This window comes from Sphingomonas sp. GW821-FHT10F11 (genome assembly GCF_058809095.1).
This window is the reverse complement of record NZ_JBXASH010000003.1, coordinates 550,318-574,265: the sequence shown is the minus strand read 5'-3', so window position 1 is coordinate 574,265 and position 23,948 is coordinate 550,318. Positions and strand designations below refer to the sequence as shown.

Genomic DNA, 23,948 nt, shown 5'->3' with positions numbered 1-23,948 from the left:
TCAGGGTTAGCGACTATGCTACAATGGAAAAATCATGACGGACGACAAGACCATTTCCAAGACCCTGTCCTTCTGGCTCCGGCACCGGCCGGACGCTGCGGGGCTGACGCTCGAGCCTGCGGGCTGGACCGACACGGACAGCGTGCTCGCGGCGCTGGCCGCCGAAAGGGTCGACTGCGACTGGGAGCGCCTGCTCTCCGTGGTCGAGGGCAGCGACAAGCAGCGCTTCGAGCTGTCCGCCGACGGCGCCCGCATCCGTGCGCGGCAGGGGCATTCAGTCGAGGTCGAGCTGGGCTGGCCGCAGACCGAGCCGCCCGAGTTGCTCTATCACGGCACGGTCGAGCGGTTCCTCGCGCCGATCCGCGCCGAGGGGCTGAAGCCGATGCGGCGGCACCATGTCCATCTCTCGCCCGATGAGAAGACCGCGACGATCGTCGGGGCGCGTCGGGGCGAAGCGGTGATCCTGACCGTGCGGGCCGGCGCGATGGCCAAGGACGGGCATGTGTTTTTCCTGACGGGCAACGGGGTGTGGCTGACCGATCATGTGCCGGCGGCGTTTTTGGGCGGGGTTTAGATTCGGGCCCGCGGAGCGGCCTCTCGTTCCCTTCCGTCATGCCGGACTTGTTCCGGCATCCACTGCTCCGCATACATCACGCTTGCTGATTTTGCGGCACGGTGGACCCCGGAACAAGTCCGGGGTGACGGGCATGAGAGATTGGCACACTCCACCGACAACGCCGGACACTGCCGCAAAATAGGGCAGTGGCTGCCCGCCTGCACGGGCGTTAGGCATCTGTTAACCCGCGAATCGGGCATCGCGTCGCGCCGTTCCTCGCTCGCGCGGCTGGCACGCTTGTTGTAAGGGTTGCCAACAGGCAGAGCCGTCCCGTTCCTATGGCGGCTCACACTGGCCAACCATTTACCCGGGGGCGTACAGAAGTGAAGAAGATCGAGGCTATCATCAAGCCGTTCAAGCTGGACGAGGTGAAGGAGGCGCTTCACGAGGTCGGCGTGTCCGGCATCACCGTCACCGAGGCCAAGGGCTTCGGCCGCCAGAAGGGCCATACCGAGCTGTACCGCGGCGCGGAATATGTCGTGGATTTCCTGCCCAAGGTGAAGCTGGAGGTCGTGGTCGAGGACGCGCTGGCCGACCGCGTGGTCGAAGCGATCGCCGCCGCCGCGCAGACCGGCCGCATCGGCGACGGCAAGATTTTCGTTATTCCGGTCGAAACCGCGCTCCGTATCCGTACGGGGGAGCGCAACGAAGACGCTATTTGACGCAACGCAGCATATTGTGACAGCAGGGCCCTCCGGGGCGACAACATGATTCCCGATTCTATCGGGCAAACGACATTTAGAAAGGGCATGGGGCACTATGGCGAATTCGGCGAACGACGTCCTGAAGTTGATCAAGGACCAGGAGATCGAGTGGGTCGATCTGCGATTCACTGATCCAAAGGGCAAGTGGCAGCATCTGACGATGGTGTCCTCCGTCGTCGGCGAGGACGAACTGACCGACGGCTTCATGTTCGACGGATCGTCGATCGCGGGCTGGAAGGTGATCAACGAGTCCGACATGATCCTGAAGCCGGATCTGGACGCGGTGTGGACCGACCCCTTCTCGGCGACGCCGATGCTGATCCTGGTGTGCGACATCGTCGAGCCTTCGACCGGCGAGCTTTATGCCCGCGACCCGCGCTCGACCGCGAAGCGCTCGGAAGCCTATCTGAAGACCACCGGCATCGGCGACACGATCTATATCGGCCCGGAAGCCGAGTTCTTCATGTTCGACAACGTCCAGTTCGAGAACAGCTACGCGACCAGCTATTACAAGATCGACGATATCGAGCTGCCGACCAATACCGGCCGTGAGTATGAGGGCGGCAATCTCGGCCATCGTCCCCGCGCCAAGGGCGGTTATTTCCCCGTCGGGCCGGTCGATTCGGCGACCGACATCCGCGGCGAGATGGTCTCGACCATGCTCGAAATGGGCCTGCCCTGCGACAAGCATCACCATGAGGTCGCCGCGGCACAGCATGAGCTGGGCCTGACCTTCGGCACGCTGACGCTGACCGCCGACCGCATGCAGATCTACAAATATGTCTGCCACAATGTCGCGCAGGCGTACGGCAAGACCGTCACCTTCATGCCGAAGCCGATCAAGGAAGATAACGGCTCGGGCATGCACACCCATCTGTCGATCTGGGACGGTGGCAAGCCGCTGTTCGCGGGCAACGGCTATGCGGGCCTGAGCGACACCTGCCTCTATTTCATCGGCGGGATCATCAAGCACGCCAAGGCGCTGAACGCCTTCACCAACCCGTCGACCAACAGCTACAAGCGGCTGGTCCCGGGCTATGAAGCGCCGGTGCTGCTCGCTTATTCGGCGCGCAACCGCTCGGCATCGTGCCGCATCCCGTACGGCACGGGCGCCAAGGCGAAGCGAGTCGAAGTGCGCTTCCCCGACGCGATGGCCAACCCGTATCTCTGCTATGCGGCGCTGCTGATGGCCGGCCTGGACGGCATCCAGAACCGCATCCACCCGGGCGAGGCGATGGACAAGAACCTGTACGACCTGCCGCCGGCAGAACTCGCCCAGGTCCCGACCGTCTGCGCCAGCTTGCGCGAGGCGCTGGAGAATCTGGCCGCCGACAACGACTTCCTGCTCAAGGGCGGCGTGTTCACCGCCGACCAGATCGAATCCTATATCGAGCTGAAGATGGAAGACGTGGCGCGCTGGGAAATGACCCCGAGCCCGGTCGAGTACGACATGTATTATTCCTACTGATCGAACCCGTTTCGAGAGGGAGGGCGTCCGGAGCGATCCGGGCGCCCTTTTCTCGTTTCAAGCCCCTCCCCTTCAGGGGAGGGGCTTCCACTCCGGAACGAATCCCCCTTTCGGTTCGTCCTTCCCGCAATGACCATCCGCACCGTCCTCGCCGACCGGCGACTCCATCTCGCCGCCGGGGGCGTGGCCGCGCTGCTTGTCGTCGCGCTGATCGCGCTCGCGATGATGCCATGGGGGTTGTTCGGATCCACCATCGAATCCCGGCTGAGCGACCGGTTCGGCCGGCCGGTGACGATCGGATCGGTCGAGCGGCTCGATACATTCTCGCTGTCGCCGACGATCGCCATCCGGCGTTTGCGCGTACCCCAGGCCGACTGGGCCGGCACCGGCGACCTGATCAATGTCGACAGCGTCCGGCTGCGCTTCCCGGTGCTGCCGCTGCTGTTCGGACATTTCCGCCCCGGCACGATCGACGTCAGCGGCGCTCATCTGGTGCTGGTCCGCGATGCGCGGCGCCACAAAAGCTGGAGCAGGCCGGACGACCCGGCGCAGGACGGCGGCGGCGGGGATGCGCTCTCGCTGACCAGCCTGCGCATCGCGAACAGCAGCATCACCTATCGCGACGCCTTTCAGGAGCGCGCCTTCACCGCGAAGATCGCCGCCGATCCGAAAGCCGGCGTGACCCTGACCGGGACCGGCGTGGTGCGCGGCGAGCCGGTGACCATCGCGGCGCGCGGCCCGGCGGTCGAAGGTGCGGAGGGGAAGCCTTGGCCGTTCCGGGCGACAATCCACGGCGCGGCACTCGACATGACGGTCATCGGCGCGATGGACGCCCCGCTCGATCCGGGCGGGCTGACCATGGATGTGACCGCCCGCGCCGACGATCTGAAATTCGTCGATTCGATCATCGAGGCCGGCCTGTTCGGCACGCGGCCGGTCAAGCTCAAGGCCCATGCCCGGCGCGACGGCAATCTGTGGAAAGTGACCGGAATCAGCGGCTATATCGGCCGGTCCGACATCGCCGGGCATGTCGATGTGCGCAAGGTCGAGGGGCGCACGAAGCTTGACGGCGCGGCTTTCTCCAACCGGCTCGACTTCGACGATTTCGCCTCGCGCGCCGGCGCCGCGGCAGCTATGGCCAAACGCCAGGCGATCGGGCTGAGGCTGGTGCCCAACATGCGGATCAACATCCGCCGCATCACCCGCACCGACGGGACGATCGCTTTCACCGTCCGTCAGCTGATCAGCACCGCGCCCTCGTCGTTGCGCGCGATGCGTGGGACGATCTCGATCGACCACCGGCTCATGAGCGTCGCGCCCTTCACGCTCGACCTGACCCGCGGCGCCATCACGGGGTCGATGCGCGTCGACCAGCGCGGCGGGCGCAAGGAGCCGCTGGTCAGGATCGACCTGAAGCTTGCCGGGAGCAGCATCGGCACGCTGGGCGGTGGCGGCGGCGAGGTGGACGGGCGAGTCGATGGCAGGGTCCGCCTGACCGGCACGGGCAGCACGATCCGCGAGATGGTCGGCGCGTCGGACGGCACGATCGGCCTGGTCGCGCGCGACGGGGTGCTGCCGGCGAAGATCGCCTCCTTTCTCGGGCTGGATCTTGGCCGCGGGCTGTTCACCGATGACGAGGAGGTCGCGACCCTGCGCTGTGCCATCGTCCGGCTTGCCGTGCGGCGCGGCGTCGGCACGGCCGATCCGTTCCTGATCGATACGACACGCAGCCAGGCGAACGGTAGCGGCACGATCAGCTTCCCGTCCGAGCAGATCGCACTCCGCGTGACCGGCGCGCCCAAGGAGAAGAGCGTGCTGCGCCTGCCAGGGTCGCTGACGATCGGCGGATCGATCAAGACGCCCGATGTCGCGCTCGCCCCGCGCACGAAATCGGTCGGCAATATCTTCAAGGCGATCGGCCGGTCGATCGCCGGCACCCAGGGGCCGCGCGCGACGGATGCGGATTGCGCGGGGCTGGCCGCGCGGGCGCTGGGCTAGGCTGTTCCTCCAGAGTTCGGCCGGGGAGGACCAGTCAGGGGATCAGCACCGTCGAGCCTATGGTTTCGCCCGCTTCGAGCGCGCGGTGGGCGCCGGCCGCATCCTCAAGAGCGAAGGTCTGGCCGATCTCGGGCACGATCGCACCCCTGGCGAGCATCTCGAACAGACGGTCGACGCCGGCCTGCCGCTCCTCGGGCGTGACATAATAATCGAACAGGGTCGGCCGGCTGACGAACAAAGATCCCTTGGCGGACAGGATGCCCAGTGCCACGCCGTCGATCGCACCGCTGGCATTGCCATAGCTGACGATCAGCCCGCGCCGCGCGGCCGAATCCAGCGAGACCGGCCAGGTCGCCTTGCCGACGCCATCGAGGATCACCGGCACGCCCTTGCCGCCGGTCAGCGCACGGACTTCCTTCGCGACATCGACCTGCTTGTGGATCAGCACATGATCTGCGCCGGCCGCCCTGGCCCGGGCTGCCTTGTCCTCGGTGCCGACGGTGCCGATCACGGTCGCGCCGATATGCTTGAGCCAGCCGACCAGGATATGGCCGACGCCGCCCGCCGCGGCATGGACCAGCACGGTCTGGCCGGCCTGCACCCTGGCGCAGCGTTCGACCAGGAACTCGGCGGTGCAGCCTTTGAGCAGCAGCGCCGCCGCGGTGCGATCGTCCACCGCGTCGGGAATCTTCAGCATCTGCGCGGCGGGCAGGTTGCGCTCGGTCGCATAGGCGCCACGCACCGGGCCGAAGGTGCCGACCCGGTCGCCCACCGCGAGGGTCGTCACGCCCTCGCCCAGCGCCTCGACAACGCCGACCGATTCGCTGCCAAGACCACTCGGCAGCGGCGACGGATAGAGGCCGGTGCGGAAATAGACGTCGATATAGTTGAGCCCGACTGCCGTGGTGCGCACGCGGACTTCGCCAGGGCCGGGATCGGGCAGGTCGACATCTCCCCATTGAATCACCTCGGGGCCACCGGTCTGCTCGATCCGTGCAACGCGCGCCATATGTCGGTCTCCTGATACGATGAGGTGCACATAGTCATCGCGTTTCAGGTTGCAACGTTTCGCGTTGCCCGCCATCTAGGCGGCGACACCGTACCGCGAATTCAAAAATCGGAGGCGAGGATGAAGAGCTACCTCAAGCAATATATCGACGGCGCCTGGGTCGAGAGCGAAGGCAAGCGCCATGAGGTGATCGATCCCGCGACCGAGCAGCCCTGCACCGAGATCACGCTCGGTACCAGCGCCGATGTCGACAAGGCGGTCGCCGCCGCGCGCCGCGCGTTCGAGAGCTATTCGCAGACCACAGTCGAGGAGCGCGCCGCGCTGCTCGGCCGGATCATCGAGGAGTACAAGGCGCGCATCCCCGATCTCGCCGCCGCGATCAGCCAGGAAATGGGTGCGCCGATCGGCTTCGCCACGGCGGCTCAGGCGCCGGCGGGGCTCGGGCATTTCATGTCGACCCTGAAGGCGCTGAACGCGTTCCAGTTCGAGGAGCGGATCGGCCGCGCGCGCGTGGTGCACGAGCCGCTGGGCGTCGTCGCGATGATCACGCCGTGGAATTGGCCGCTCAACCAGATCTGCGCGAAGGTCGCCCCGGCGCTTGCCGCCGGCGACACCATGGTGCTGAAGCCGAGCGAGGAATCACCCGCCTGCGCGATGATCCTGGCCGAAGTGCTGGAAAAGGCCGGCGTGCCTGCCGGCGTGTTCAATCTGGTCAATGGCGATGGGCCGGGCGTGGGCGCTGCGCTGTCGAGCCATAAGGATGTCGACATGGTGAGCTTCACCGGATCTACGCGGGCGGGCATTGCGGTGGCGCAAGCCGCCGCCGCGACCGTGAAGCGCGTGCATCAGGAGCTGGGCGGCAAGGCGCCGAACCTGGTGCTGGAGGGCGCCGATCTCGCGGCAGTGCTGCCGCCGACAGTGTCGGGCGTGCTCGCCAATTCGGGGCAGAGCTGCATCGCGCCGACGCGCTTGCTGGTCCATGCCTCGCAGGTCGAAGGCGCGACCCAGATCGTGAAGACGATGATGGAGGCGACTCAGGTCGGCGACCCATCGGTGATGGGCGCGCATATCGGGCCGGTCGTGAACAAGGCTCAGTATGAGAAGATCCAGGGGCTGATCCAGTCGGCGATCGACGAGGGCGCGACGCTCGTCACCGGCGGCACGGGGCGGCCGGACGGGCGCAATGCGGGCTATTTCATCAAGCCGACCCTGTTCACCGGCGTGACGCCCGACATGCGCATCGCGCAGGAGGAAACGTTCGGGCCGGTCGCGACGATCACCGCCTACGACACGCAGGACGAGGCGATCCGCATCGCCAACGACACGCCGTACGGCCTGTCCGCGACAATCTCGGGCGATCCCGCCGCGGCGGCCAAGGTCGCGCCGCGGATGCGCGCCGGGCTGGTCACGATCAATAGCTGGGCGCCCGATGGCGGCGGCCCCTTTGGCGGCTACAAGCAGTCGGGCAATGGCCGCGAAGGCGGCAAATACGGCCTGACCGACTTCATGGAGGTGAAGACGGTCGTGGGCGAGCCTGCGTGACACGATGCGCTCGATCGATGTGCTGATGCCGACCGCCGCCAGCGACTATGGCGCGGCGGCGGCGGAGATTCTCGACCAGTATCGCAAGGCCTTTGCGGCGCGCGGGATGACGCTCGCCACCCGACCCTGGGACCTGGGGCCGGGGGACGGCGATACGACGCTCGCGCTGTTCTCCTGGGGCTATCATCTCGACGTCGCGCGCTGGGAGGCGATGCTCGCTACCTGGCCGGCGGAGCGGTTGCTGCTCAACGGCCCGGCGCTGCTCGCCTGGAACACGCGGAAGACCTATCTGCTTGAACTCGAGGCCGCGGGCATTCCGATCGTGCCGAGCTGGTTCGGCCATGCCGATGACGACAGCGTGGCGGCGGCGTTCGAGCGGTTCGGCGCCGCGGAGCTGGTGGTGAAGCCGCAGGTCTCCGGCGGCAGCTTCTGCACGGTGCGCGTCAAGCCGGACGATGCGATCGAGCCGCTCGACGATGCGATCATCCAGCCGTTCGTGCCGGCCGTTTCGGGCGAGGGCGAGCTCTCCTTCCTGTTCATCGGTGGCGTCTTCAGTCACGCGGTGCGCAAGGTGGCGAAGCAGGGCGATTTCCGCATCCAGCCGCAATTCGGTGGGCAGTTCAGCCGGTTCGAGCCCGAAGCGTCGCAGCTGGCGCAGGCGGAGACCGTGATCGCCGCCCTGCCCGAACCATCGTTGTACGCCCGGGTCGATCTGCTGCGGCTAGCGGATGGCAGCCTGGCGTTGATGGAGCTGGAAGCGATCGAGCCGGACCTTTATCCGCATATGGCGCCGGAATTACCCGGCCGACTGGCGGACGCTGTGACAGCGCGGCTCTAACGCCGCCAGGGACGAAGCGGGCGGTAGATCGCCGCCTCATTCTCCGCGCGGCGCACCGCCTCGATCAGGCGGCGGCGTTCGAGATGGGCGACGGCCGCCTGGCAGGAACGGCGCGACAGGCCGGTGCGTTCGGCCATGACCGCATAGCTCAGCGCCTCTGCGCCGCTCGCCTCGATCAGCAGATAGACGAGGAAGGCCGACGGCCGGCGATCATGGCCGACCAGGTCGCCCATCAGCGTGTCGATCACATAGGGGTCGAGTGATATGGCATTCATTGCCATAGCAATGCCTGCACCCCTCCCCGCCTGCAAGCCCCATGGCTAGATTCGCGGACAAAGGAGACGGCGATGATCAAGATGGTGAAGTTCGTGAGCATCCCCACGACGGACCAGGACCGCGCGCTCGATTTCTGGACGACGAAGATGGGGTTCCGCGTGGTGACCGACCAGCCGATGGGCGAGACCCAGCGCTGGATCGAGCTGGGCATTCCGGGCGCGGAAACCAGCGTGGTACTGTTCACGCCCGACGGCCATCAGGACAGGATCGGCAGCTTCTTCAACGGCTCCTTCGCCTGCGACGATGTCGACTACAGCTATCGCCAGTTGAGCGAGCGCGGGGTGGAATTCGACGGCCCGCCGGAGAAACAGCCCTGGGGAACCTTCGCGCGGTTTCGCGACCCCGACGGGAACCAGTTCATCATGTCGAGCCGGTAGATTGGGAGTCGGTTGCGAGGGCACCACCAACCTTGTATATACGTGTATAGACAGGAGTTGGCGATGGGCGTGGTCCGAACCAAGATATTCAAGAGCGGCAATAGTGTCGCGGTGCGCTTGCCAGCCGAATTTGGTTTTGAGGCGGGCTTGTCCGTTACCGTGGAACGCGACGGCACTGGAGTGAAGGTCCAGCCGATGATCGACCCTGTCGAAGAGAAGCGCAAGGTCGCCGATCTGGTCGCAAAGCTCCGCGCGCTCGGCCCGGTCGGCGAAATCCAGGTTCGCGAACCGATTGAATTCCCTGACCGGCCCGGCCTGTAAGCGTTGCGGGCCCTGATCGATACCAACATCGCAATCCATTTGCGCGATGGTGATTCGACGATCATCGGGCGGTACGAAATGCTGGCTTCTCCGCCATCGATTTCCATCCTGACGCAAATAGAACTTGAAGGTGGCGTGTACGCCGTTCCGGAGCTGACGGCGAAGCGTCGAGAAACAGCCGATGCGTTGCTTTCGGCGCTTCATGTCCATGATTTCACTGCCAGCATGGCATCAGTCTATCGTGACATACTTGCCGTTCGCGGCTATTCGCGACGCCGCGTAACCGATCGCATGATCGCGGCCACCGCCATCGTTCACGGTCTAACGCTGATCACCATCAACGGCGACGATTTCCGAGACATTCCAGGCCTCGACCTCGAAATCTGGCCAAACCCTACGCCTCAATAATCCTTCGATACCCTGAGGTTCGCGCTCTGGCGGCCGAGGGTGGAGATGCTCGACAGGATCGACAGCCAGCGCGTGACCTGGAACTCGACCTGGGTCGCCGAATAGCCCGCGCCGTCGGTGATGATCTCGGCGAACAGCCGGCGGGTGATGTATTTGCCGGCCGCGACCGAGGTACCGGCGCCGGTCTGCGGATCGGCGGGAAGGATACGCAGCCGGTCGAGGCCCGCCGCGCGGCGTACGGCGTTGATCGGGTTCAACCCACCGCTGCCGTCGCGCAGCGCCGCCACTGCTGCTGCAAGTTGCAGCGCCTCGGGCGCCGACAGGTTGGTGATCGAGGTGCCGAACAACAGCCGCGACAGCAACTCGTCCTCGGGCAGCGCCGGCGTGCTGGTGAAGCTGATCTCCGGTTTCTGGGCATAGCCGGTCACCCGGATCGTCGCGCTCAGCCCGGTCGAATCGGCGTTGGCGGCGATATCGAGCGACGGGTTGGCCGGCACCTCGCCGACGAACAGGATGCGCCCGCGCTCCAGCTCGAACTGGCGGCCGGCGAATTCATAATCGCCGCGGACCAGATCGGCCCGCCCGTTGATCGCGGGATTGTCGGGCGCGCCGCCGATCTGGAGATCGGCAGACCATTCGCTGTTGAGCCCCAGGCCGCTGACGATCAGCTGGTCGCGCGCGCGCGCCTTGATCGCCAGCCGCCATGGCTTGCGCGGCACATCGTCTTCCTCGCCGCCGCCCGGCAGGTTGATCTCACGGATGTTGAGCTGCGGCACCGCGCTCGCCGCGGTCGCCTGGCCGAGGCGGTAGCGGCTCTTGTTGAGCAGCAGATCCCCGCCGATCACCCCGCCCTGCCCATCCGACTTGATCGTGAGCGGGCCAGTGACGGTCGCGCCGATATCGTCGCGGTTGATCATCACCGCATTGTCGGCGCGGATCGCGAGGTCGATGCCGAAGCCGTTGGCGGCCGCCAGGTCGAAGGTGCCGGTGCCGGTGACTCGCCCGCCCTTGCCCGCGTCCGCCGCGAACCTGTCGATCACCAGCCGCGATCCGCCGAAACGACCGGTGGCCTGGACGTTGGTGAGCAGGGTGCCGGTCACCCCGCTTTCGATCCGCGCGTTCTTCGCCTCGACCACGCCGCGAATCTGCGGATCGTTGACCTTGCCGCCGAGATCGGCGCCGATGGCCACCGGGCCGGTCAGATCGAACAGCTCCATGCCGGTGAGCCGCCAAAGCGTATCGGCTGGCCCGTCATAGCGAAGCTGCGCGAACAGCCCGGCATTGGCGAACTGAGTGGGCAGGTCGCCCGAGCCCGACAGGGTAAGCTGGGCCTGGGCCCGGCCCACCGTCTTGCCGCCGCTCTTCGCGACGGCGCGCGCGGCGGCCTTGCCCGGCTGGAGGATACCGGCAATGCCGACATCGACCGGCTGCGACGACAGGATCAGCCCCGACCGGGTGAGTCCGCGCACTGTCATATCGACCCGGCCGGTCGGCGCGGTGCCGTGTCCTTGCGCGAAGGAGAGCTTGCCCGAGGCAGTGCCGCCCAGCCCGAGCCCTGGATAGCCGATATCGAGGATCGAGAGCGGCATGCGCGACAGGGTCGCGTCGACCGCGCTCGAGCCACCGGTGAACCGGCCCGCGACCTGCGCCTCGCCGCCCGCAAAACTCAGCTTCGTCGGTGCCAGCCGCCAGCCATCGCCCTCGCGGGTGAATATCGCTGGTGTCACCAGCTTGATCGGGCGGCGATCGAGTGTGCCCTGCGCCGACAAGGCGAAGCTGTCGGACGTCACCTCGGTCACCGTCTGGATGTCGAAGGCCCGCCCGCGCGAGCCGGCGATCGAGGCACGGATCTGCCCGCGCCCGCCGCGTAGCGAGATATTGGCCGCGAACCGCCCGAGCGACAGCGTGCCGCGCCGAAGCCCCGCGCCCGTCGCGGTCGCCTCGATCGAGGTCCCCGCGGGATCGAGCAGCATCACCGCGTCGATCCGCCCACGGCGCAACGTGATGTTGTTGGCGAGCTTGGCGGCCGCGATATCGATGTGCGCCTCGATCCGCTGGATTGTGCCGACGGGACGGAACAGCAATTCGCCCGACAGTCCGCCGCCCGCAATCGCGAGCCGTCCGTCGAACCCGCCATCGACGATCGCCAGCGTACCGCTCGCCTTGCTGCCGCTGACGTTCAGTTCGTCGATCTGGATCGATCCGCCGCCGCCCGGCGGTAACAGGATCTCGCCCTTGCCGTCGAACGGCCCAAGCCGCGATCCGCCCCGCGCGGTGAAGGCGAAGCCGCGCGCGGTCGGATCGAGATGCGCGACGACATTGCTCAGTCCCATCGAGTCATTGGGCCGCTCGAACACCAGGTCGAGCGTCGGCCGCTCGATCTTGCCGTCGAGCTTCAGGGTCAGCGGGCCGTAAGTCGCCTGGGTCCCGCGCCCCTCGAAATGGAAGGTGCCGTCGCGCCGGCGGATGCCGTTGCCGGCGAGCCGCAGCGAGGGCGAGGTCAGGACGAGGTTGTTGAGATGGAGAATGCCGTCGGGCGTTCGCTCGAGCCCGGTGACGATCTTCGGCAGGCCGCCGGTGAGCGAGCGGAAGAACGCGTTGTCGAGCCGCACCATCTGCGCCGTGCCGGTGCCGATCACTCTGGTGCCGCGCCCGCCGGGGCCGGGCACGACGCGCAGGGTGGATTTGACGTCGACGATGCCGAGGCCGGGGATCAGATAGCGTCCGAGCATGCCGTTGATGCCGACCTCGAACTTGCCGGTCGCCAGATCGAGGATCAGGTTGATTCGTCCGGTCAGCTTGTCCGACTTCACGCGGAGATCGTCGCCGGTGACGAACTTGCTGGTGATGCGCAGCACGCCCTCGACGCTGAGATTGCGCAAAATGCCGCCCGCGACATCGCCGACGCCGGTCACTCGCGCCGCGGTGAAGCGAATCGGCACCTTGACCGGCTGTTTCGAGAAATTGCCCGCACCCCCGGCGCGCGCGACCTCGAACCCGGTCTGGTCGAAAGCGAAGCGATCGGCGGTCAGGCGATAGTCGAAATGCGCGGTGGCGAAGACGCCGTCGAGGATCGCACGCAGTTCGATCCCGCGCCCGCTCATATTGGGGAACAGCGCCTTGGGCTGGAGCAGCCGGGCATGGATTCGCAGATTGCGATAGGCGCCCTGCCCCAGATCGACCGTGCCGACCGTGTCGATCACCACAGCGGCCGAGCGGAGGTTGAGCGTGCCGTCGAGCCGCCGGTCGGCCAGGGTCGCCGCGCCGGTGACGATCACGCGGGGCGTCGTCAGGCGCTGGAGCTTGCCCTTGGTCAGCGGCGCCGGATTGAGCGTGCCGGACAGCGCATAGCTGCCCGAACGATTGGTCAGCGCGAGATCGATCAGCCGGACATCACCGATATCGGCGCGTGCCATGCCCTTCCAGGCGGTCCAGGTGCCGTCGCCCGAAATGTCGAGCGCGATCGGACGCGCGAAACCGGCGAGCTTCGCGAGAACCCCGGTCGCACTACCCCGGGCATGGATATCCGCGTCGAACTTGTTGCGATCGGGCTCGGCGTCGAGCTTCAAGGTCAACGTGTCGCTGCCTTCGACCACCGCGTTGAGATCGACCAGCGCTCGGCCGGCATGGATCTCGGCCCGCCCGGCCAGCCGCCCGGTCCGCGCCACGCCGGTGATCTTCGGCGAAACCGCCAGCCGGTCGATGCGCAATTCGCCGATGCGGATGTCGAAGGCGGGCAGCAGCGGCCCGGCCTTGCCGGTACGGATCGTCTGGGGAAGCTTGGCGAGAGTCGCGCGCGGGATGACGAGGCTGCGGATGTGCAGCCGATTGTCGAGCCAGGCGAAGGGCACCCAGCTCAGTTCCGCGCGCGGGGCGTAGAAGATCAGGCCCTTGGGATCGGAGATCCGGACATCGATCAGGCGCGCCTTCGAGAAGAGCGATCCTTCGATCCGCCCGACGCTGTAGCGCAGCCCGTTGGACGGCCTGAGGGCCGCGATCCGGTCCGCCACCCAGCGATGGCCGATGGCGGTATCGAGCACCGCCAACCCCACCAGCAGCAGGGCGACCAGGCCCAGCACGCCGCCGGCCAGCCAGCGCCACCAGCGGCGGCGCGGCTTGACGGCCGCAGGGGGCGCTGCCTCTGCGGCCGGGGAAGGCGCGGCTTCCTCGGTCAAAAGGCCTGCCCCAGCGAGACATAGACTGCAATGCGCGAATCCCCGGGCTGGCGGTTGATCGGCGTGCCGACATCGATGCGGATCGGCCCGAAGCTCGAATAATAGCGCACGCCGATGCCGGTGCCGAAACGGAACTGGGTGAATTTGGGCAAGGGCGAAGTGTAGATGTTCCCGCCGTCGAGGAACGGCACCACGCCGAAATTGCCGAACGCCTTTACGCGGGCCTCGATCGAGAATTCGGTCAGGCTGCGCCCGCCGATCGGATCGTTATTGGGGTCGCGCGGGCCGATGCTCTGATAGCCGTAGCCGCGCACCGAGGCACCGCCGCCAGCATAGAAGCGCCGCGACGGCGCGATCGCGTCGCGCGGCGCGCCGGCGATCGTGCCCAGCCGCACGCGCCCCGCCATCACGATCCGGTCGCTGACCGACTGATAGGCGCTCGCATCGAACTGCAGCCGGGCGTAACCAAAGGCCTGTCCCTCCAGCGAGATCTCGGGCGACAGCCGCCCGCCCAGCCTGAACCCCCTGGTCGGATTGAGCAGATCGTCCGATCCGTCATAGGTCAAGGTCGTCGGGAGCGCGCCGATGAAGAAGGTGCGGCGGCGTGGCGCACCGGTCGAGACGATCACGTCGCGCTCATCCGAGGCGGCCAGTTCGGCACCGAGCGACCAGGTCCATTTCTTCTGGAAGAAGATGTTGGTCTGCCTCTCAAGGCTGCCCGATATCGAGAAGGTCTTCGCCTGATAGGCGTCGCGCGTCAGGTTGGACGCGACGATCTGGCCGGTCAGCACCCGATCCCGCGCATGGAAATTGTTGCGCCGGAACACGACACTGGCGAGCTGTTCCTCGGTGCCGAGCACGCCGCGCAGGGTCAGCGCGCCCTCGGGCGGGAACAGGTTGCGATGGGTCCAGCTCACCTCGGCGCGCGCGCCTTCGCCGGTGCCATAGCCGATTTCGCCCGCGATGGTGCGCGGCGGTGCCGGCGTGAGCCCGACATCGATGTCGACCACATTCGGGTCGGCGGTCTGCACCGGCTTGATCTCGACGGTGGAGACCAGGCTGGTCTGGATCAGCGCGCGACGCAGATCGTCCAGCGACGCGGCATTATAGGGCTCGCCCGGCTTGAAGCGGGCGATCTCCAGGATGTGCTTCGCATTGAACACCTTGTTGTCGGCCGCCGTGGTTACCGTGCCGAAGCGCTTCTCTCCGCCCGGCTCGACCGTCATCGCCAGGGTCGCGGTGTGGGTCGCGTGATCGACGACGATCTCGGGTTCGCCCACCTCGGCAAAGGGGAAGCCCTGTTGGCCGATGGTGGTGCGCAATTGCGCCTCGCCCGCCGCGATCCGGTCGGCATTGACCACGTCGTCGGCCTTTACGCCAAAGGCCTCGCGCAGCCCCTGTTCCTTGTCGCCAGCAGCACCTACCCCGGCCAGCGTGACGCCCTCGAACTTGTAGATCACGCCAGGCTCGGCATCGAGTATCACCACCGGACGTCCGGCAGCCTGTTCGACGCGGGTGGAGACCCGCGCGTCATAATAACCTTCGGCGCGGAGCAGCCCGATGAGCAGGGTCGAATCCTCGCGCGCGCGCCGGTCGAGCTGTGCGGCATTGGCCGGCTCGCCCTCATGCGCCTTCAGGGTGGAGAGGCCGAGGAAGCGCTGGTGGAGCAACGGACTGGTGACGGCATCGATACCGTCGATACGGTAGCTGTAGCGCGATTCCCCGGTCATCTCGGTCTGGGCGGCGGAATCGGCCGGGTCGACGGGTTCGGGTGGGGCAGCGTCGAGATCGGGCCAGTCGACGCCAAGGCCAGGCATCGGCGCGAGGGACGATTGCGGATCGAGCCCAGAGGACTGCGGTGGCACGGATTGCGGTGGCGCGGACTGCGGTGGCGATATTTGGGGAGCGGTCGCCGCCCCGCCATCCTGCGCTTGGACGCAGGGCGCGGTGCAGACAAAAAGACCTGCGGCGGCACACAACACCGTGCCGCGCGCGCCGACGGGTAACCACATGTCCCTGTCCTAGCGGCTCAACTCCGCCAGCGACAGGGGCTTGGTCCGCGCCCTCAGTGAACCGTGCCGATCGCGCTTTCAGCCGAAAGGAGAAGGATCAGCCGCTCGATCTGCCGCCAGCGGCAGAAATGGAGATAATTGCCGATGTCGCGGCTCTCGTCAGCGCGCGCCGCCGCCTCGAGCCCGGCATCGTCACCGAACAGCGCCATCAGCGTGGTGGCATCGGCGACTTCGCCTCGATCGGCGAGATACGGCAGGTACGACATCGAGACTCCCCGGAATGATCCGGCCTCAAGCCTTCAAGCCATGTGCCACATCCGGGGAATCGCGCGTGGCGGCGGGGGCGAGTGGTAAACGGCCGTTTCGGCACCGCCCCGCCGATCCCATGGCGGGACGCTGGCGTCCTGCAGCGGGACATGGCAGAGGCGGGACATGGCCAGCAAACCCCCTACCCGTACCCCGCTCGCCGGCGGCGTCCTGATCGCGTTGGGCGCCCTGGGTGGCGCCGTGATCGGCCAATTGCTCTATGAACCCATCCCGGGATTGCTGATCGGCACCGGGATCGGCATCGCGCTGTCGATTGCGATCTGGCTGCTTAACCTGCGGCGTTAGCCACAATCACAACGTCACCCCGGACGTGTTCCGGCATGACGAAGGCTGGTGGAATTAACGCAGCGCTCGCGACAGCCACACGACCCGGCCGAGCACATCCACCTCGTCCGGCCCCCGCGACGCTATCGGCGGGAAATCCTCATTGTCGCTGGTGATGGCGATCAATTCCCCCACCTTCGCCACGCGTTTCACCATCAGCGCGCCGTCCATGCGGATGACGAAGATGCCGCCCTTCGTCACGACGCGCCGGTCGCGCTCATCGATCAGCATGCGGTCGCCGTCCTCGATTGTCGGCGACATGGAATCGCCCTGGGCGCGCAGCACCGCGCTTTCATCCTCGCGCACGCCAAGCGAGGCGAGCAGGCGCGGATCGAACAACTCGCCGCCCAATAAACGGTCATCCTCGGCCAGTCCGCCCGGCCCCGCCGAGGCCGCCACGTCGAGCCGGCGGACCTGCGCGACGGCCGGAATCGCCGGCCTTTCCGGCCCGCCCAGCACTGCCTCGTCGACGCGGAAATAACCGGCGAGAAGCTTGCGATCGCGCTCGGCCAGCAGGCGTGGGGTACCGCGCTTCACATATTGCTGGAGATAGGCCGGGTTGCGGTGGAGCATGCGCGAGAGCGCCGCATAGCTCTCTCCACTCGCCTCGACGAGACGGTCCAGAGCCATGCGAGGATCGGTCGCCTCCATTCCTGTTCCAATAGCATAGGAAAATTCCTAGACAAGTTGGAAATTACGGAACAGAAAGGGAACACAATCAAGAGACTCGGGAAGGGCTGCGATGTCGGTGCTGGCAAAGATCGATCGGTATCTAAAGAAGACGGGAATGCCGCCGACGCGATTCGGCCGGCTGGCGGTCAACGATCCGCGGCTGGTCGGCGACCTGCGTAACGGGCGCGAGCCCGGATCGCGCGTGCTCGCGCGGATCGAGGCGTTCCTCGCGCAGGGCCGCGAACGATGAGCCGCGGCCCCGATGCGGCCACCCTGCTCATCCGCAGCCTGGAAATCGCCTCACAGCGCTCGGCCTGCCCCGTGCGCATGATTGACTCGACCTGGACACGCTGGGCGAGCGCCACCTTCAACGGCGCCCGGCACGAACTGAGCCTCGAAGCCGCCGACTCGCCCGCACTCGAGACATGGCTCGACGCCTTGCCCGAAGCGGACTTGCCGTTGCGCGGCCACCTGGTCGCCGATATCGTGGTTCTCGGGGTGTCCCGCGCCGGCGGCGTGGCGACGATGACGATCGAGGCGTTGACGGTGGAGGTGTGAGCCTCAGCCGCGGGTCGTCGCGAGGCGGCGCAGCGTGACCAGCGCCTCCTGCAGCGAATCCTCATTCTGCGGCGGCGGCGGCGGCGCGATCGTCTCGCGGCGGCCGACACCGCGCTCGAGCCGGTCGAGCAACGCATGGATGCTGGCCGACGGGTCCATCTCGACCCGGGCCGAGGCGCGCGGCCGCACCGGGGCGAAGGGCCGCTCCTGATTGGCCGGAGCGGGCCGGAGCGGGCTCTTGGTCCGGAAGAACTGCGCCGGCTCGCGCGACGGGGTCGGCGCGAAGGACGGCATCGGTTCGGGCGCGACGATCGGCACTGACGCATAAGCGGGTTCTGGGGCGGATTCGGGGGCCGGCTCGGGCGCGCGCGCCTCGGTCGGGGCGAAGGCCGGCATCGGCTCGGGCGGCGCGATTGGGGCAGGTGCGTAAACCGGCTCGGATAGCTGGATCGGCTCCGGCACATAGACGGGAACCGCCGGCGCATAGGCCTCGATCGGCTCGGAAACCGGCGGGGGCGCAACGACCCTGATCGGCGCGCGCACTATAACGGGTGCCGGGATGGGCTCAGGCTCAGGCTCGACAACGACCGCGGGCGCCGCGCGACGAACCAGTGGCGTCAGCTCGAACGTCTCGAAGCGCTCACCCGGATCGAACACCTGCTGGCGCGGCGTGCGCAGCAGCGGTGCGGTTTGTGGGGCCCAGTCGATCGGCTCATCGGGGATGGCCTGGGGATCATAGGCCGCGAGCGGCATGTCGAGATCGGCCGGCAGATCACGCTCGACCGGCTCTTCCACCGGCGGCTCGTCGAACTCGGCCTCGATCTCCGGCTCGTCCGCCTTGGTATGGACCGGGCGATGCGCGCGTACCTCGAGGAAGGGCGTACCCAGCTCGCGATTGGCCGACAAAGGCCGCCGCGCGGGCGCATCGGGATGGGCATCGGCGCGGCGCAGCACCGGCGCCGCTTCGTCGCCTTCGGCCGAGCCGGACTTCTGCACGACGATGGCGCGGTCGCCCAGCAGCAGGAACAGCCCGAACCAGGCGATCAGCGCGGTGCCGCCGCCGGCCGCCAGGATCAGCACCGCGCGGGCGGTGACGCCGAGCGGCGGCTCGGCGGCCTGGATCACCGCGGCGATGCCGCTGTCGATCACGAGGTCCTCGAGCAGGCCCGTCGGGATCAGGGCGAAGACGAGAGCGATGACACCGCCGATCACCGCCGCGACGAGCGGCGCGACCGGGAGGTTCAGGCGTTGACGGCGGGTGGAGTCGACCATGCATTACCGGATGGCACGCTTTCGGTAAGTTTTTGGTAAACAGGAGCATAACGTCCGACATTTACCGACCAGTTTCGCTCGGTTTCGACAAAGGCCTGTCCGCGCTCCCGCCGGGCCTCCCATATGTCGCGATCGGCGAGCAGGCCGCCAAGGCTCCGCGCCATCGCACCGGGATCCCCGGGCGGGAAAAGCGTGCCGGTTTCGCCGTGGCGGATCAGCTCGCGGTGACCGCCGACATCGGACGCGGCGACCAGTCGGCGCTGCGCCATCGCTTCGAGCGGCTTCAGCGGCGTGACCAGATCGGTCAGCCGCATGCGCTTGCGCGGATAGGCGAGTATATCGGTCAGGCTGTAATAACGATCGACCTCGCCATGCGGCACGCGGCCGATGAAGCGGATATGGCCGGAAACCGTCGATGACGCCGCCTGGGCGCGCAGCGCCTCCTCCATCGGCCCGCCGCCGACGAGCAGCAGATGCGCCCTGGGCCGCGACGCGACGAGCATCGGCATCGCCGCGATCAGATCGTCAAGCCCCTCATAATCGTAGAAGCTGCCGATGAAGCCGATCACCTCCGCGCCTTCCAGCCCGAGCGACTGTGCCAGCGCGCGATCATAGGGCAGGGGCGCGCCGAACATCTCCAGGTCGACGCCATTGGGCGAGACGAAGATCTTCGACTGGTCGATGCCGCGCATCACCAGATCGCGGCGCAGCCCCTCGCAGATCACCGCGACCGCATCGGCCTTGCGCACCGCCCAGGTTTCGAGCGCGCGGGTGGCGCGGTAGCGCAGCGATCCCTCGCGTCCGGTACCGTTGCCGACCGCCGCATCCTCCCAGAAGGCGCGGATCTCGTAGACGAAGGGCAGCTTGCGCTTCTTCGCGACGCGCAGGCCGGCGACCGCGTCGAGTACCGGCGAATGAGCATGGAGGATATCAGGCTGGAATTCGTCCACCACCGCGTCGATCCGCTTCGCGAAGGCACTGATCTCGCGCAGTTCGCCGAGTGGGCTCGGCCAGTTGCGCGGCGCCCTGGTGCGGAAGAAATCGATCCCGTCGACCGTCTCCTCGGCCGCCTGGCTCGTGCCGTGGCGTGGACCGGTGACCGCCGCGACTTCCCAGCCGCGCCGCATCTGGCTCTTCAGGATGGCGCGCGTACGAAAGGTGTAGCCGCTCTGCAGGGGCAGGCCGTGGTCGAGGATATGGAGGATGCGCATAGGCATTCCTTGCCACGCCACTGCTTAACGGAGCCTCAACCCGCGCCGGAGTAACCATGTCGCGTTCCGGAACGGGTAAGGCAAAGGGCGAAGGGAATGATCGACAATTTCGCGCTCGCCGTCAGCCACGGGCTGATGCTGCTCGCCGCCTGGTTCCTGCTGCGCCGCCCCGATCTCGACAAGGAGCCGAGCCCGCGCGATCCGGCGCCGAAACCCGGAGACCGCCCGGGTGCGTGATCTTGTCTTCATTGCGTTTCTCGGTGTGTTCTTCGCTGGCGGCTTTCGCCGGCCGTTCCTGTTCATCCTGGTCTATGTCTATATCGACATCGTCTCGCCGCAGCGGCTTACCTATGTGCTGCTCAATTCGGTACCGATCTCGCTGATCGCGGTGGCGATGTGCGTGCTGTCCTGGGCGCTGGTCGACGACAAGAAGGATTCGCGGGTCGGCCCGCGCCAGCTGCTGATCCTGGCGCTGCTGCTCTATTGTTACCTCACCACACGCAGCGCCGACTTCCCGGTGGAGGCGCTCGATAAATGGGACTGGGTGTGGAAGGCGCTGGCCTTCGCCGCCTTTCTCCCGCTCACCTTGCGTACCAGGCTACGCATCGAATCGCTGCTGCTGTTCATGATCCTGTCGGCCAGCTCGATCATCATCGTCGGTGGCATCAAGACGCTCGCGTCCGGCGGGGGCGGATACGGCTCGCTCAACCTGATGGTCTCGAACAATTCGGGGCTGTACGAGGGCAGCACCATCTCGACCGTGGCGATCGCGATCATCCCGCTGATCCTGTGGTTCGCCAAGCACGGCACGATCTTCCCGCCCGACTGGAAGGTGAAGGGTTTCTGCGCCGCCCTGATCTTCTCCTGCCTGCTGATCCCGATCGGAACCTCGACCCGCACCGGCCTGCTTTGCATCGGCCTGGTCGCGGCGCTGATGATCCGCGATACGAAGCGTAAATTCCTCTATCTCGGCGTGCTCGGCGCGATCGGACTTGCCGCGGTGCCGTTCCTGCCATCGACCTTCACCGACCGGATGAGCACGATCAAGACCTACAAGGCGGACGAATCCGCGTCGACCCGGCTCGCCGTGTGGAAATGGACCTGGGACTATACCAAGGAGCATCCGTTCGGCGGCGGCTTCGAAATGTATCGCCAGAACCAGATCCGCTACGATACCGAAAAGGTCGAGGGCGATGCCGCGAACAGCACGGTCGACAAGAAGCTGACGGTCGACAAGGCGCGTGCCTTCCACAGCGCCTATTTCGAGATGCTCGGTGAGCAGGGCTATCCGGGTCTTGCCCTGTGGCTGATGATCAACCTGATCGGCATCGCCCGGATGGAGGTGATCCGCCAGCGGTACCGCAAGGCGCCGCCCGACCAGGCCTGGGTCACCCCGCTCGCCAGCGCGCTGCAATCGGCGCACATCGTCTATCTGCTCGGCGCGGCATTCATCGCGATCGCCTTCCAGCCCTTCGTCTATATGCTGATCGGCGCGCAGATCGGGCTCGACACCTATCTCTCACGCAAGCGGCAAGAGGCGGCATGGCGCCCGATGCAGAAGGTGCGACCGCTGGAGCCGGTGACCTCATGAGCGCCACCGGCCGGAACGAGCTTCGCTCGCTGACCAGCGTCCGCGGCATCGCGGCGTGGTTCGTCGTGCTGTACCATATCCGCCTGTCGATCGCCGGCCTGTCGCCCGATTGGGTGGCGATCTTCGCCAAGGGCTATCTCGCGGTCGATTTCTTCTTTCTGCTCTCCGGCTTCGTCATCTGGCTGACCTGGGGCGACCGCCTGCGCGCCGGGCGCTGGCGCATGGTGCCGCAGTTCCTGCAGAAGCGCGTCGCGCGGATCTGGCCGCTGCATCTGTTCATGCTCGGCTGCGCGGTAGGGCTTGCGCTGCTGCTTGCCGCGACCGGCCGGTCCAACCCGGTCGACTATCCGTTCGGCGAGCTGCCGCTGCATGTCTTCCTGCTGCAGAATTGGGGCTTCACCGACCAGCTCGCCTGGAACGACCCGAGCTGGTCGATCAGCGCCGAGATGGGCGCGTATCTTCTCTTCCCGTTGCTCGCGCTGGCGATCGACTGGCGGCGCGTGCCGACCTGGGCGGTGCTCGCGGCGATCGGGGCGCTGCTCGTCCTGCTCCATGCGCTGATGGCGGATGGCGGCGCGCTCAATCTCGGCCATGATATTTCGCGCTTCGGCCTCCGTCGCTGCGTGCTCGAATTCGCCTCGGGCACCGCGGTCGCTGCCTTGTGGGTGCGTTGGCGGGACACGCCGGCGGTACCGGCCTGGACCTCCGCCGGAGTCGCCGTGCTGATGCTGATGGGCTGGGCCGTCGGCACGATGTCGGAAACGCTTGCGGTCCCCGCCGCCTTCGCCGCCATGTTGCTGCTGCTCGCGCTCACCTCGGGCAAGCGCGGCAATCCGCTCGAGATCGGGCTGCTGCATTATCTCGGCGAGATCAGCTACGCGACCTATCTCGGCCATTTCCTGCTGTTCGTGGTGTTCAAGCTGGCGTTCGTCAGCGACGCCAACGCCGTTCCGCCGCTGCTGATCGCGCTGTATCTGATGCTGGTGCTGATCAGCTCGATCGCGCTCTATCATCTGGTCGAGCGCCCGGCACAGAAATGGGTCAACGCGCTGAAACTCCCCTCCCGCTTGCGGAAAGGGTCGGAGGGCGTGTCCGAGCTTCTCGCAAAGGTGAGACAGCCCCTCCCCTGACCCGACAGCATCCGGCAAACGGGAACCTCCCTGCACCTCCACGCATTCCGGCGTCATGGCCAAGATCACCTATTGCGACGACAGCGAGCCCGGCATCACCCGGAAGAAGGTCCGGCACGGCTGGGGCTATTACGACCCTGAGGGCAATCGCATCACCGACCGCGACGAGATCGACCGGCTGAACGCGATCGGCCTGCCGCCCGCCTATCGCGACGCCTGGTACTGCCCCCGGTCCAACGGCCATATCCAGGCGATCGGCTGGGACGAGAAGGGCCGCAAGCAATATCGCTATCACCCAGAATTCCGCGAGGCGCAGGAATCCGCCAAATACGAGTTGTGCGCCCCGTTCGGCCAGGCCCTGCCGAAGCTGCGTGCCCGGGTCGAGGCGGACCTGAAGCGCCGCGGACTCGACAAGGAGACGGCAGTCGCCGCCATCGTCCGGCTGCTGGATCTCGGCCATGTCCGCATCGGCAACGAAGACTATGTAAAGGCGAACAAGAGCTTCGGCGCGACCACGCTCCGCAAGCGCCACGCCAATCTGCGCGGCAAGACGCTGAAGCTCCAGTACAAGGCCAAGTCGGGCAAGCTGCGCATATTGACCATCACCGACGGCTCGCTCAGCCGCTTCGTCAGGAAATGCCAGGACCTGCCCGGCCAGCATCTGTTCCGCTGGATCGACAGCGCGGGCGAGGCGCATCCGGTCACTTCGTCCGACGTCAACGCCTATATCCGCGACGCGATGGGTGAGGATTATTCGGCCAAGCATTTCCGCACCTGGGGGGCGAGCGTCCTCGCTTTCGAGGCGCTGGCCCATGCCGATCACGACATCAGCCTGAACACGATGCTCGAACCCGTCACCGAGGCGCTGGGCAACACGCCGGCCATCGCCCGCAAATCCTATGTCCACCCCGCGCTGATTGCGGCGGTGAAAGACGGGCAGGCTGCCCTGCGCGAGACGCCGCTGCCCCGTTCGACTCAATTTCTGTCGCGTGCCGAGCGCGGGCTGATCGATTTCCTGGAAAACCCTGGTGCTCGGGCGCCCGCCAAGGCAGCATGATT

The 23,948-nt window shown here is 66.8% G+C and carries 24 protein-coding genes; 16 read left to right on the top strand and 8 right to left on the bottom strand.

What is annotated here, in order from left to right; translation table 11 throughout:
- Nucleotides 1-34 precede the first annotated feature (34 nt).
- From AC1RT8_RS13125 to AC1RT8_RS13110, 4 genes are all read left to right on the top strand, one after another.
- Nucleotides 35-574 carry an RNA 2'-phosphotransferase gene (locus AC1RT8_RS13125; RefSeq protein ID WP_493076092.1) on the top strand — a complete coding sequence of 180 codons (540 nt, stop codon included), beginning with the start codon at nt 35-37 and terminating at the stop codon, nt 572-574.
- Between the two features lie 365 nt (nt 575-939).
- Nucleotides 940-1,278 carry a P-II family nitrogen regulator gene (locus tag AC1RT8_RS13120; protein ID WP_332718811.1) on the top strand — a complete coding sequence of 113 codons (339 nt, stop codon included), beginning with the start codon at nt 940-942 and terminating at the stop codon, nt 1,276-1,278.
- A gap of 97 nt (nt 1,279-1,375) precedes the next feature.
- Complete coding sequence (gene glnA, locus AC1RT8_RS13115) at nt 1,376-2,788, top strand: type I glutamate--ammonia ligase (protein ID WP_493076091.1); 1,413 nt, start codon at nt 1,376-1,378, stop codon at nt 2,786-2,788.
- A gap of 129 nt (nt 2,789-2,917) precedes the next feature.
- Nucleotides 2,918-4,786, top strand: coding sequence for an asmA family protein (locus tag AC1RT8_RS13110; RefSeq protein WP_493076090.1), 1,869 nt, complete (start codon nt 2,918-2,920; stop codon nt 4,784-4,786).
- A 34-nt stretch (nt 4,787-4,820) separates the two neighbouring features.
- Here AC1RT8_RS13110 and AC1RT8_RS13105 read toward each other — a convergent pair whose 3' ends face one another.
- Entirely contained in the window at nt 4,821-5,795 is a 975-nt protein-coding gene (locus tag AC1RT8_RS13105; protein WP_493076089.1) for a quinone oxidoreductase family protein, read from the bottom strand.
- A 120-nt stretch (nt 5,796-5,915) separates the two neighbouring features.
- Between AC1RT8_RS13105 and AC1RT8_RS13100 the strand changes: the two genes are divergently transcribed.
- Both AC1RT8_RS13100 and AC1RT8_RS13095 read left to right on the top strand, forming a co-directional pair.
- Nucleotides 5,916-7,337: an aldehyde dehydrogenase family protein gene (locus AC1RT8_RS13100; protein ID WP_493076088.1), complete on the top strand. Its 1,422-nt coding sequence runs from the start codon at nt 5,916-5,918 to the stop codon at nt 7,335-7,337.
- A gap of 25 nt (nt 7,338-7,362) precedes the next feature.
- Entirely contained in the window at nt 7,363-8,175 is an 813-nt protein-coding gene (locus AC1RT8_RS13095) for an ATP-grasp domain-containing protein (RefSeq protein WP_493076087.1), read from the top strand.
- Here AC1RT8_RS13095 and AC1RT8_RS13090 read toward each other — a convergent pair.
- A complete protein-coding gene (locus AC1RT8_RS13090; protein WP_493076086.1) occupies nt 8,172-8,450 on the bottom strand; it encodes a hypothetical protein in 279 nt (92 codons plus the stop codon). The genes AC1RT8_RS13095 and AC1RT8_RS13090 overlap by 4 nt on opposite strands.
- 72 nt (nt 8,451-8,522) lie before the next feature.
- Between AC1RT8_RS13090 and AC1RT8_RS13085 the strand changes: the two genes are divergently transcribed.
- The 3 genes from AC1RT8_RS13085 to AC1RT8_RS13075 all read left to right on the top strand — a co-directional run bounded on the left by AC1RT8_RS13085 (nt 8,523) and on the right by AC1RT8_RS13075 (nt 9,617).
- Nucleotides 8,523-8,888 (top strand): VOC family protein, encoded by a 366-nt coding sequence (locus tag AC1RT8_RS13085; protein WP_493076085.1) that lies wholly within the window; start codon nt 8,523-8,525, stop codon nt 8,886-8,888.
- A 63-nt stretch (nt 8,889-8,951) separates the two neighbouring features.
- Entirely contained in the window at nt 8,952-9,209 is a 258-nt protein-coding gene (locus tag AC1RT8_RS13080) for an antitoxin (protein ID WP_372857125.1), read from the top strand.
- 3 nt (nt 9,210-9,212) lie between these two features.
- On the top strand, nt 9,213-9,617 hold the full coding sequence (locus tag AC1RT8_RS13075) for a PIN domain-containing protein (RefSeq protein ID WP_493076084.1): 405 nt from the start codon (nt 9,213-9,215) through the stop codon (nt 9,615-9,617).
- Here the strand turns inward: AC1RT8_RS13075 and AC1RT8_RS13070 are convergent.
- The 3 genes from AC1RT8_RS13070 to AC1RT8_RS13060 are packed head-to-tail and all read right to left on the bottom strand — an operon-like array spanning nt 9,611 to nt 16,070.
- On the bottom strand, nt 9,611-13,792 hold the full coding sequence (locus tag AC1RT8_RS13070; protein ID WP_493076083.1) for a translocation/assembly module TamB domain-containing protein: 4,182 nt from the start codon (nt 13,790-13,792) through the stop codon (nt 9,611-9,613). The two genes, AC1RT8_RS13075 and AC1RT8_RS13070, sit on opposite strands and share 7 nt — an antisense overlap.
- Nucleotides 13,789-15,804 (bottom strand): autotransporter assembly complex protein TamA, encoded by a 2,016-nt coding sequence (locus tag AC1RT8_RS13065; RefSeq protein WP_493076082.1) that lies wholly within the window; start codon nt 15,802-15,804, stop codon nt 13,789-13,791. Before AC1RT8_RS13065 ends, AC1RT8_RS13070 begins: the two co-directional genes overlap by 4 nt.
- 53 nt (nt 15,805-15,857) lie before the next feature.
- Nucleotides 15,858-16,070 (bottom strand): hypothetical protein, encoded by a 213-nt coding sequence (locus AC1RT8_RS13060; RefSeq protein WP_372857121.1) that lies wholly within the window; start codon nt 16,068-16,070, stop codon nt 15,858-15,860.
- 166 nt (nt 16,071-16,236) lie between these two features.
- Here AC1RT8_RS13060 and AC1RT8_RS13055 point away from each other — a divergent pair, with 166 nt between their 5' ends.
- Nucleotides 16,237-16,416, top strand: a complete 180-nt coding sequence (locus tag AC1RT8_RS13055; RefSeq protein WP_493076081.1) for a hypothetical protein — start codon at nt 16,237-16,239, stop codon at nt 16,414-16,416.
- A gap of 54 nt (nt 16,417-16,470) precedes the next feature.
- Here AC1RT8_RS13055 and AC1RT8_RS13050 read toward each other — a convergent pair whose 3' ends face one another.
- Nucleotides 16,471-17,085, bottom strand: coding sequence for a S24 family peptidase (locus AC1RT8_RS13050; RefSeq protein WP_493076079.1), 615 nt, complete (start codon nt 17,083-17,085; stop codon nt 16,471-16,473).
- 112 nt (nt 17,086-17,197) lie between these two features.
- On the opposite strand from AC1RT8_RS13050, the gene AC1RT8_RS13045 reads away from it, so the two are divergent.
- Together AC1RT8_RS13045 and AC1RT8_RS13040 are read left to right on the top strand one after the other, a co-directional pair.
- Nucleotides 17,198-17,377 (top strand): hypothetical protein, encoded by a 180-nt coding sequence (locus AC1RT8_RS13045; RefSeq protein ID WP_493076078.1) that lies wholly within the window; start codon nt 17,198-17,200, stop codon nt 17,375-17,377.
- Complete coding sequence (locus AC1RT8_RS13040) at nt 17,374-17,685, top strand: hypothetical protein (RefSeq protein WP_493076077.1); 312 nt, start codon at nt 17,374-17,376, stop codon at nt 17,683-17,685. Before AC1RT8_RS13045 ends, AC1RT8_RS13040 begins: the two co-directional genes overlap by 4 nt.
- A gap of 3 nt (nt 17,686-17,688) precedes the next feature.
- Here AC1RT8_RS13040 and AC1RT8_RS13035 read toward each other — a convergent pair whose 3' ends face one another.
- Nucleotides 17,689-18,957: a hypothetical protein gene (locus AC1RT8_RS13035; protein WP_493076076.1), complete on the bottom strand. Its 1,269-nt coding sequence runs from the start codon at nt 18,955-18,957 to the stop codon at nt 17,689-17,691.
- Nucleotides 18,927-20,168 (bottom strand): TIGR04063 family PEP-CTERM/XrtA system glycosyltransferase, encoded by a 1,242-nt coding sequence (locus AC1RT8_RS13030; RefSeq protein WP_493076075.1) that lies wholly within the window; start codon nt 20,166-20,168, stop codon nt 18,927-18,929. Before AC1RT8_RS13030 ends, AC1RT8_RS13035 begins: the two co-directional genes overlap by 31 nt.
- A gap of 96 nt (nt 20,169-20,264) precedes the next feature.
- Here AC1RT8_RS13030 and AC1RT8_RS13025 point away from each other — a divergent pair, with 96 nt between their 5' ends.
- The 4 genes from AC1RT8_RS13025 to AC1RT8_RS13010 are packed head-to-tail and all read left to right on the top strand — an operon-like array spanning nt 20,265 to nt 23,946.
- Entirely contained in the window at nt 20,265-20,405 is a 141-nt protein-coding gene (locus AC1RT8_RS13025; RefSeq protein ID WP_493076074.1) for a hypothetical protein, read from the top strand.
- Nucleotides 20,398-21,759 (top strand): putative O-glycosylation ligase, exosortase A system-associated, encoded by a 1,362-nt coding sequence (locus tag AC1RT8_RS13020; RefSeq protein ID WP_493076073.1) that lies wholly within the window; start codon nt 20,398-20,400, stop codon nt 21,757-21,759. The genes AC1RT8_RS13025 and AC1RT8_RS13020 overlap by 8 nt, the downstream gene beginning before the upstream one ends.
- Nucleotides 21,756-22,889 carry an acyltransferase family protein gene (locus AC1RT8_RS13015; RefSeq protein WP_493076072.1) on the top strand — a complete coding sequence of 378 codons (1,134 nt, stop codon included), beginning with the start codon at nt 21,756-21,758 and terminating at the stop codon, nt 22,887-22,889. The genes AC1RT8_RS13020 and AC1RT8_RS13015 overlap by 4 nt, the downstream gene beginning before the upstream one ends.
- Before the next feature lie 55 nt (nt 22,890-22,944).
- Nucleotides 22,945-23,946 carry a DNA topoisomerase IB gene (locus AC1RT8_RS13010; protein ID WP_493076071.1) on the top strand — a complete coding sequence of 334 codons (1,002 nt, stop codon included), beginning with the start codon at nt 22,945-22,947 and terminating at the stop codon, nt 23,944-23,946.
- Nucleotides 23,947-23,948 lie beyond the last annotated feature (2 nt).

Bases quoted from the DNA above. Each gene is read 5' to 3' on its own strand.
- AC1RT8_RS13125 (WP_493076092.1), top strand. From the start codon at position 35: ATGACGGACGACAAGACCATTTCCAAGACCCTGTCCTTCTGGCTCCGG.
- glnA (WP_493076091.1), top strand. From the start codon at position 1,376: ATGGCGAATTCGGCGAACGACGTCCTGAAGTTGATCAAGGACCAGGAG.
- AC1RT8_RS13110 (WP_493076090.1), top strand. From the start codon at position 2,918: ATGACCATCCGCACCGTCCTCGCCGACCGGCGACTCCATCTCGCCGCC.
- AC1RT8_RS13105 (WP_493076089.1), bottom strand. From the start codon at position 5,795: ATGGCGCGCGTTGCACGGATCGAGCAGACCGGTGGCCCCGAGGTGATT.
- AC1RT8_RS13100 (WP_493076088.1), top strand. From the start codon at position 5,916: ATGAAGAGCTACCTCAAGCAATATATCGACGGCGCCTGGGTCGAGAGC.
- AC1RT8_RS13095 (WP_493076087.1), top strand. From the start codon at position 7,363: ATGCCGACCGCCGCCAGCGACTATGGCGCGGCGGCGGCGGAGATTCTC.
- AC1RT8_RS13090 (WP_493076086.1), bottom strand. From the start codon at position 8,450: ATGAATGCCATATCACTCGACCCCTATGTGATCGACACGCTGATGGGC.
- AC1RT8_RS13085 (WP_493076085.1), top strand. From the start codon at position 8,523: ATGATCAAGATGGTGAAGTTCGTGAGCATCCCCACGACGGACCAGGAC.
- AC1RT8_RS13080 (WP_372857125.1), top strand. From the start codon at position 8,952: ATGGGCGTGGTCCGAACCAAGATATTCAAGAGCGGCAATAGTGTCGCG.
- AC1RT8_RS13065 (WP_493076082.1), bottom strand. From the start codon at position 15,804: ATGTGGTTACCCGTCGGCGCGCGCGGCACGGTGTTGTGTGCCGCCGCA.
- AC1RT8_RS13060 (WP_372857121.1), bottom strand. From the start codon at position 16,070: ATGTCGTACCTGCCGTATCTCGCCGATCGAGGCGAAGTCGCCGATGCC.
- AC1RT8_RS13055 (WP_493076081.1), top strand. From the start codon at position 16,237: ATGGCCAGCAAACCCCCTACCCGTACCCCGCTCGCCGGCGGCGTCCTG.
- AC1RT8_RS13050 (WP_493076079.1), bottom strand. From the start codon at position 17,085: ATGGCTCTGGACCGTCTCGTCGAGGCGAGTGGAGAGAGCTATGCGGCG.
- AC1RT8_RS13045 (WP_493076078.1), top strand. From the start codon at position 17,198: ATGTCGGTGCTGGCAAAGATCGATCGGTATCTAAAGAAGACGGGAATG.
- AC1RT8_RS13040 (WP_493076077.1), top strand. From the start codon at position 17,374: ATGAGCCGCGGCCCCGATGCGGCCACCCTGCTCATCCGCAGCCTGGAA.
- AC1RT8_RS13035 (WP_493076076.1), bottom strand. From the start codon at position 18,957: ATGGTCGACTCCACCCGCCGTCAACGCCTGAACCTCCCGGTCGCGCCG.
- AC1RT8_RS13030 (WP_493076075.1), bottom strand. From the start codon at position 20,168: ATGCGCATCCTCCATATCCTCGACCACGGCCTGCCCCTGCAGAGCGGC.
- AC1RT8_RS13025 (WP_493076074.1), top strand. From the start codon at position 20,265: ATGATCGACAATTTCGCGCTCGCCGTCAGCCACGGGCTGATGCTGCTC.
- AC1RT8_RS13015 (WP_493076072.1), top strand. From the start codon at position 21,756: ATGAGCGCCACCGGCCGGAACGAGCTTCGCTCGCTGACCAGCGTCCGC.
- AC1RT8_RS13010 (WP_493076071.1), top strand. From the start codon at position 22,945: ATGGCCAAGATCACCTATTGCGACGACAGCGAGCCCGGCATCACCCGG.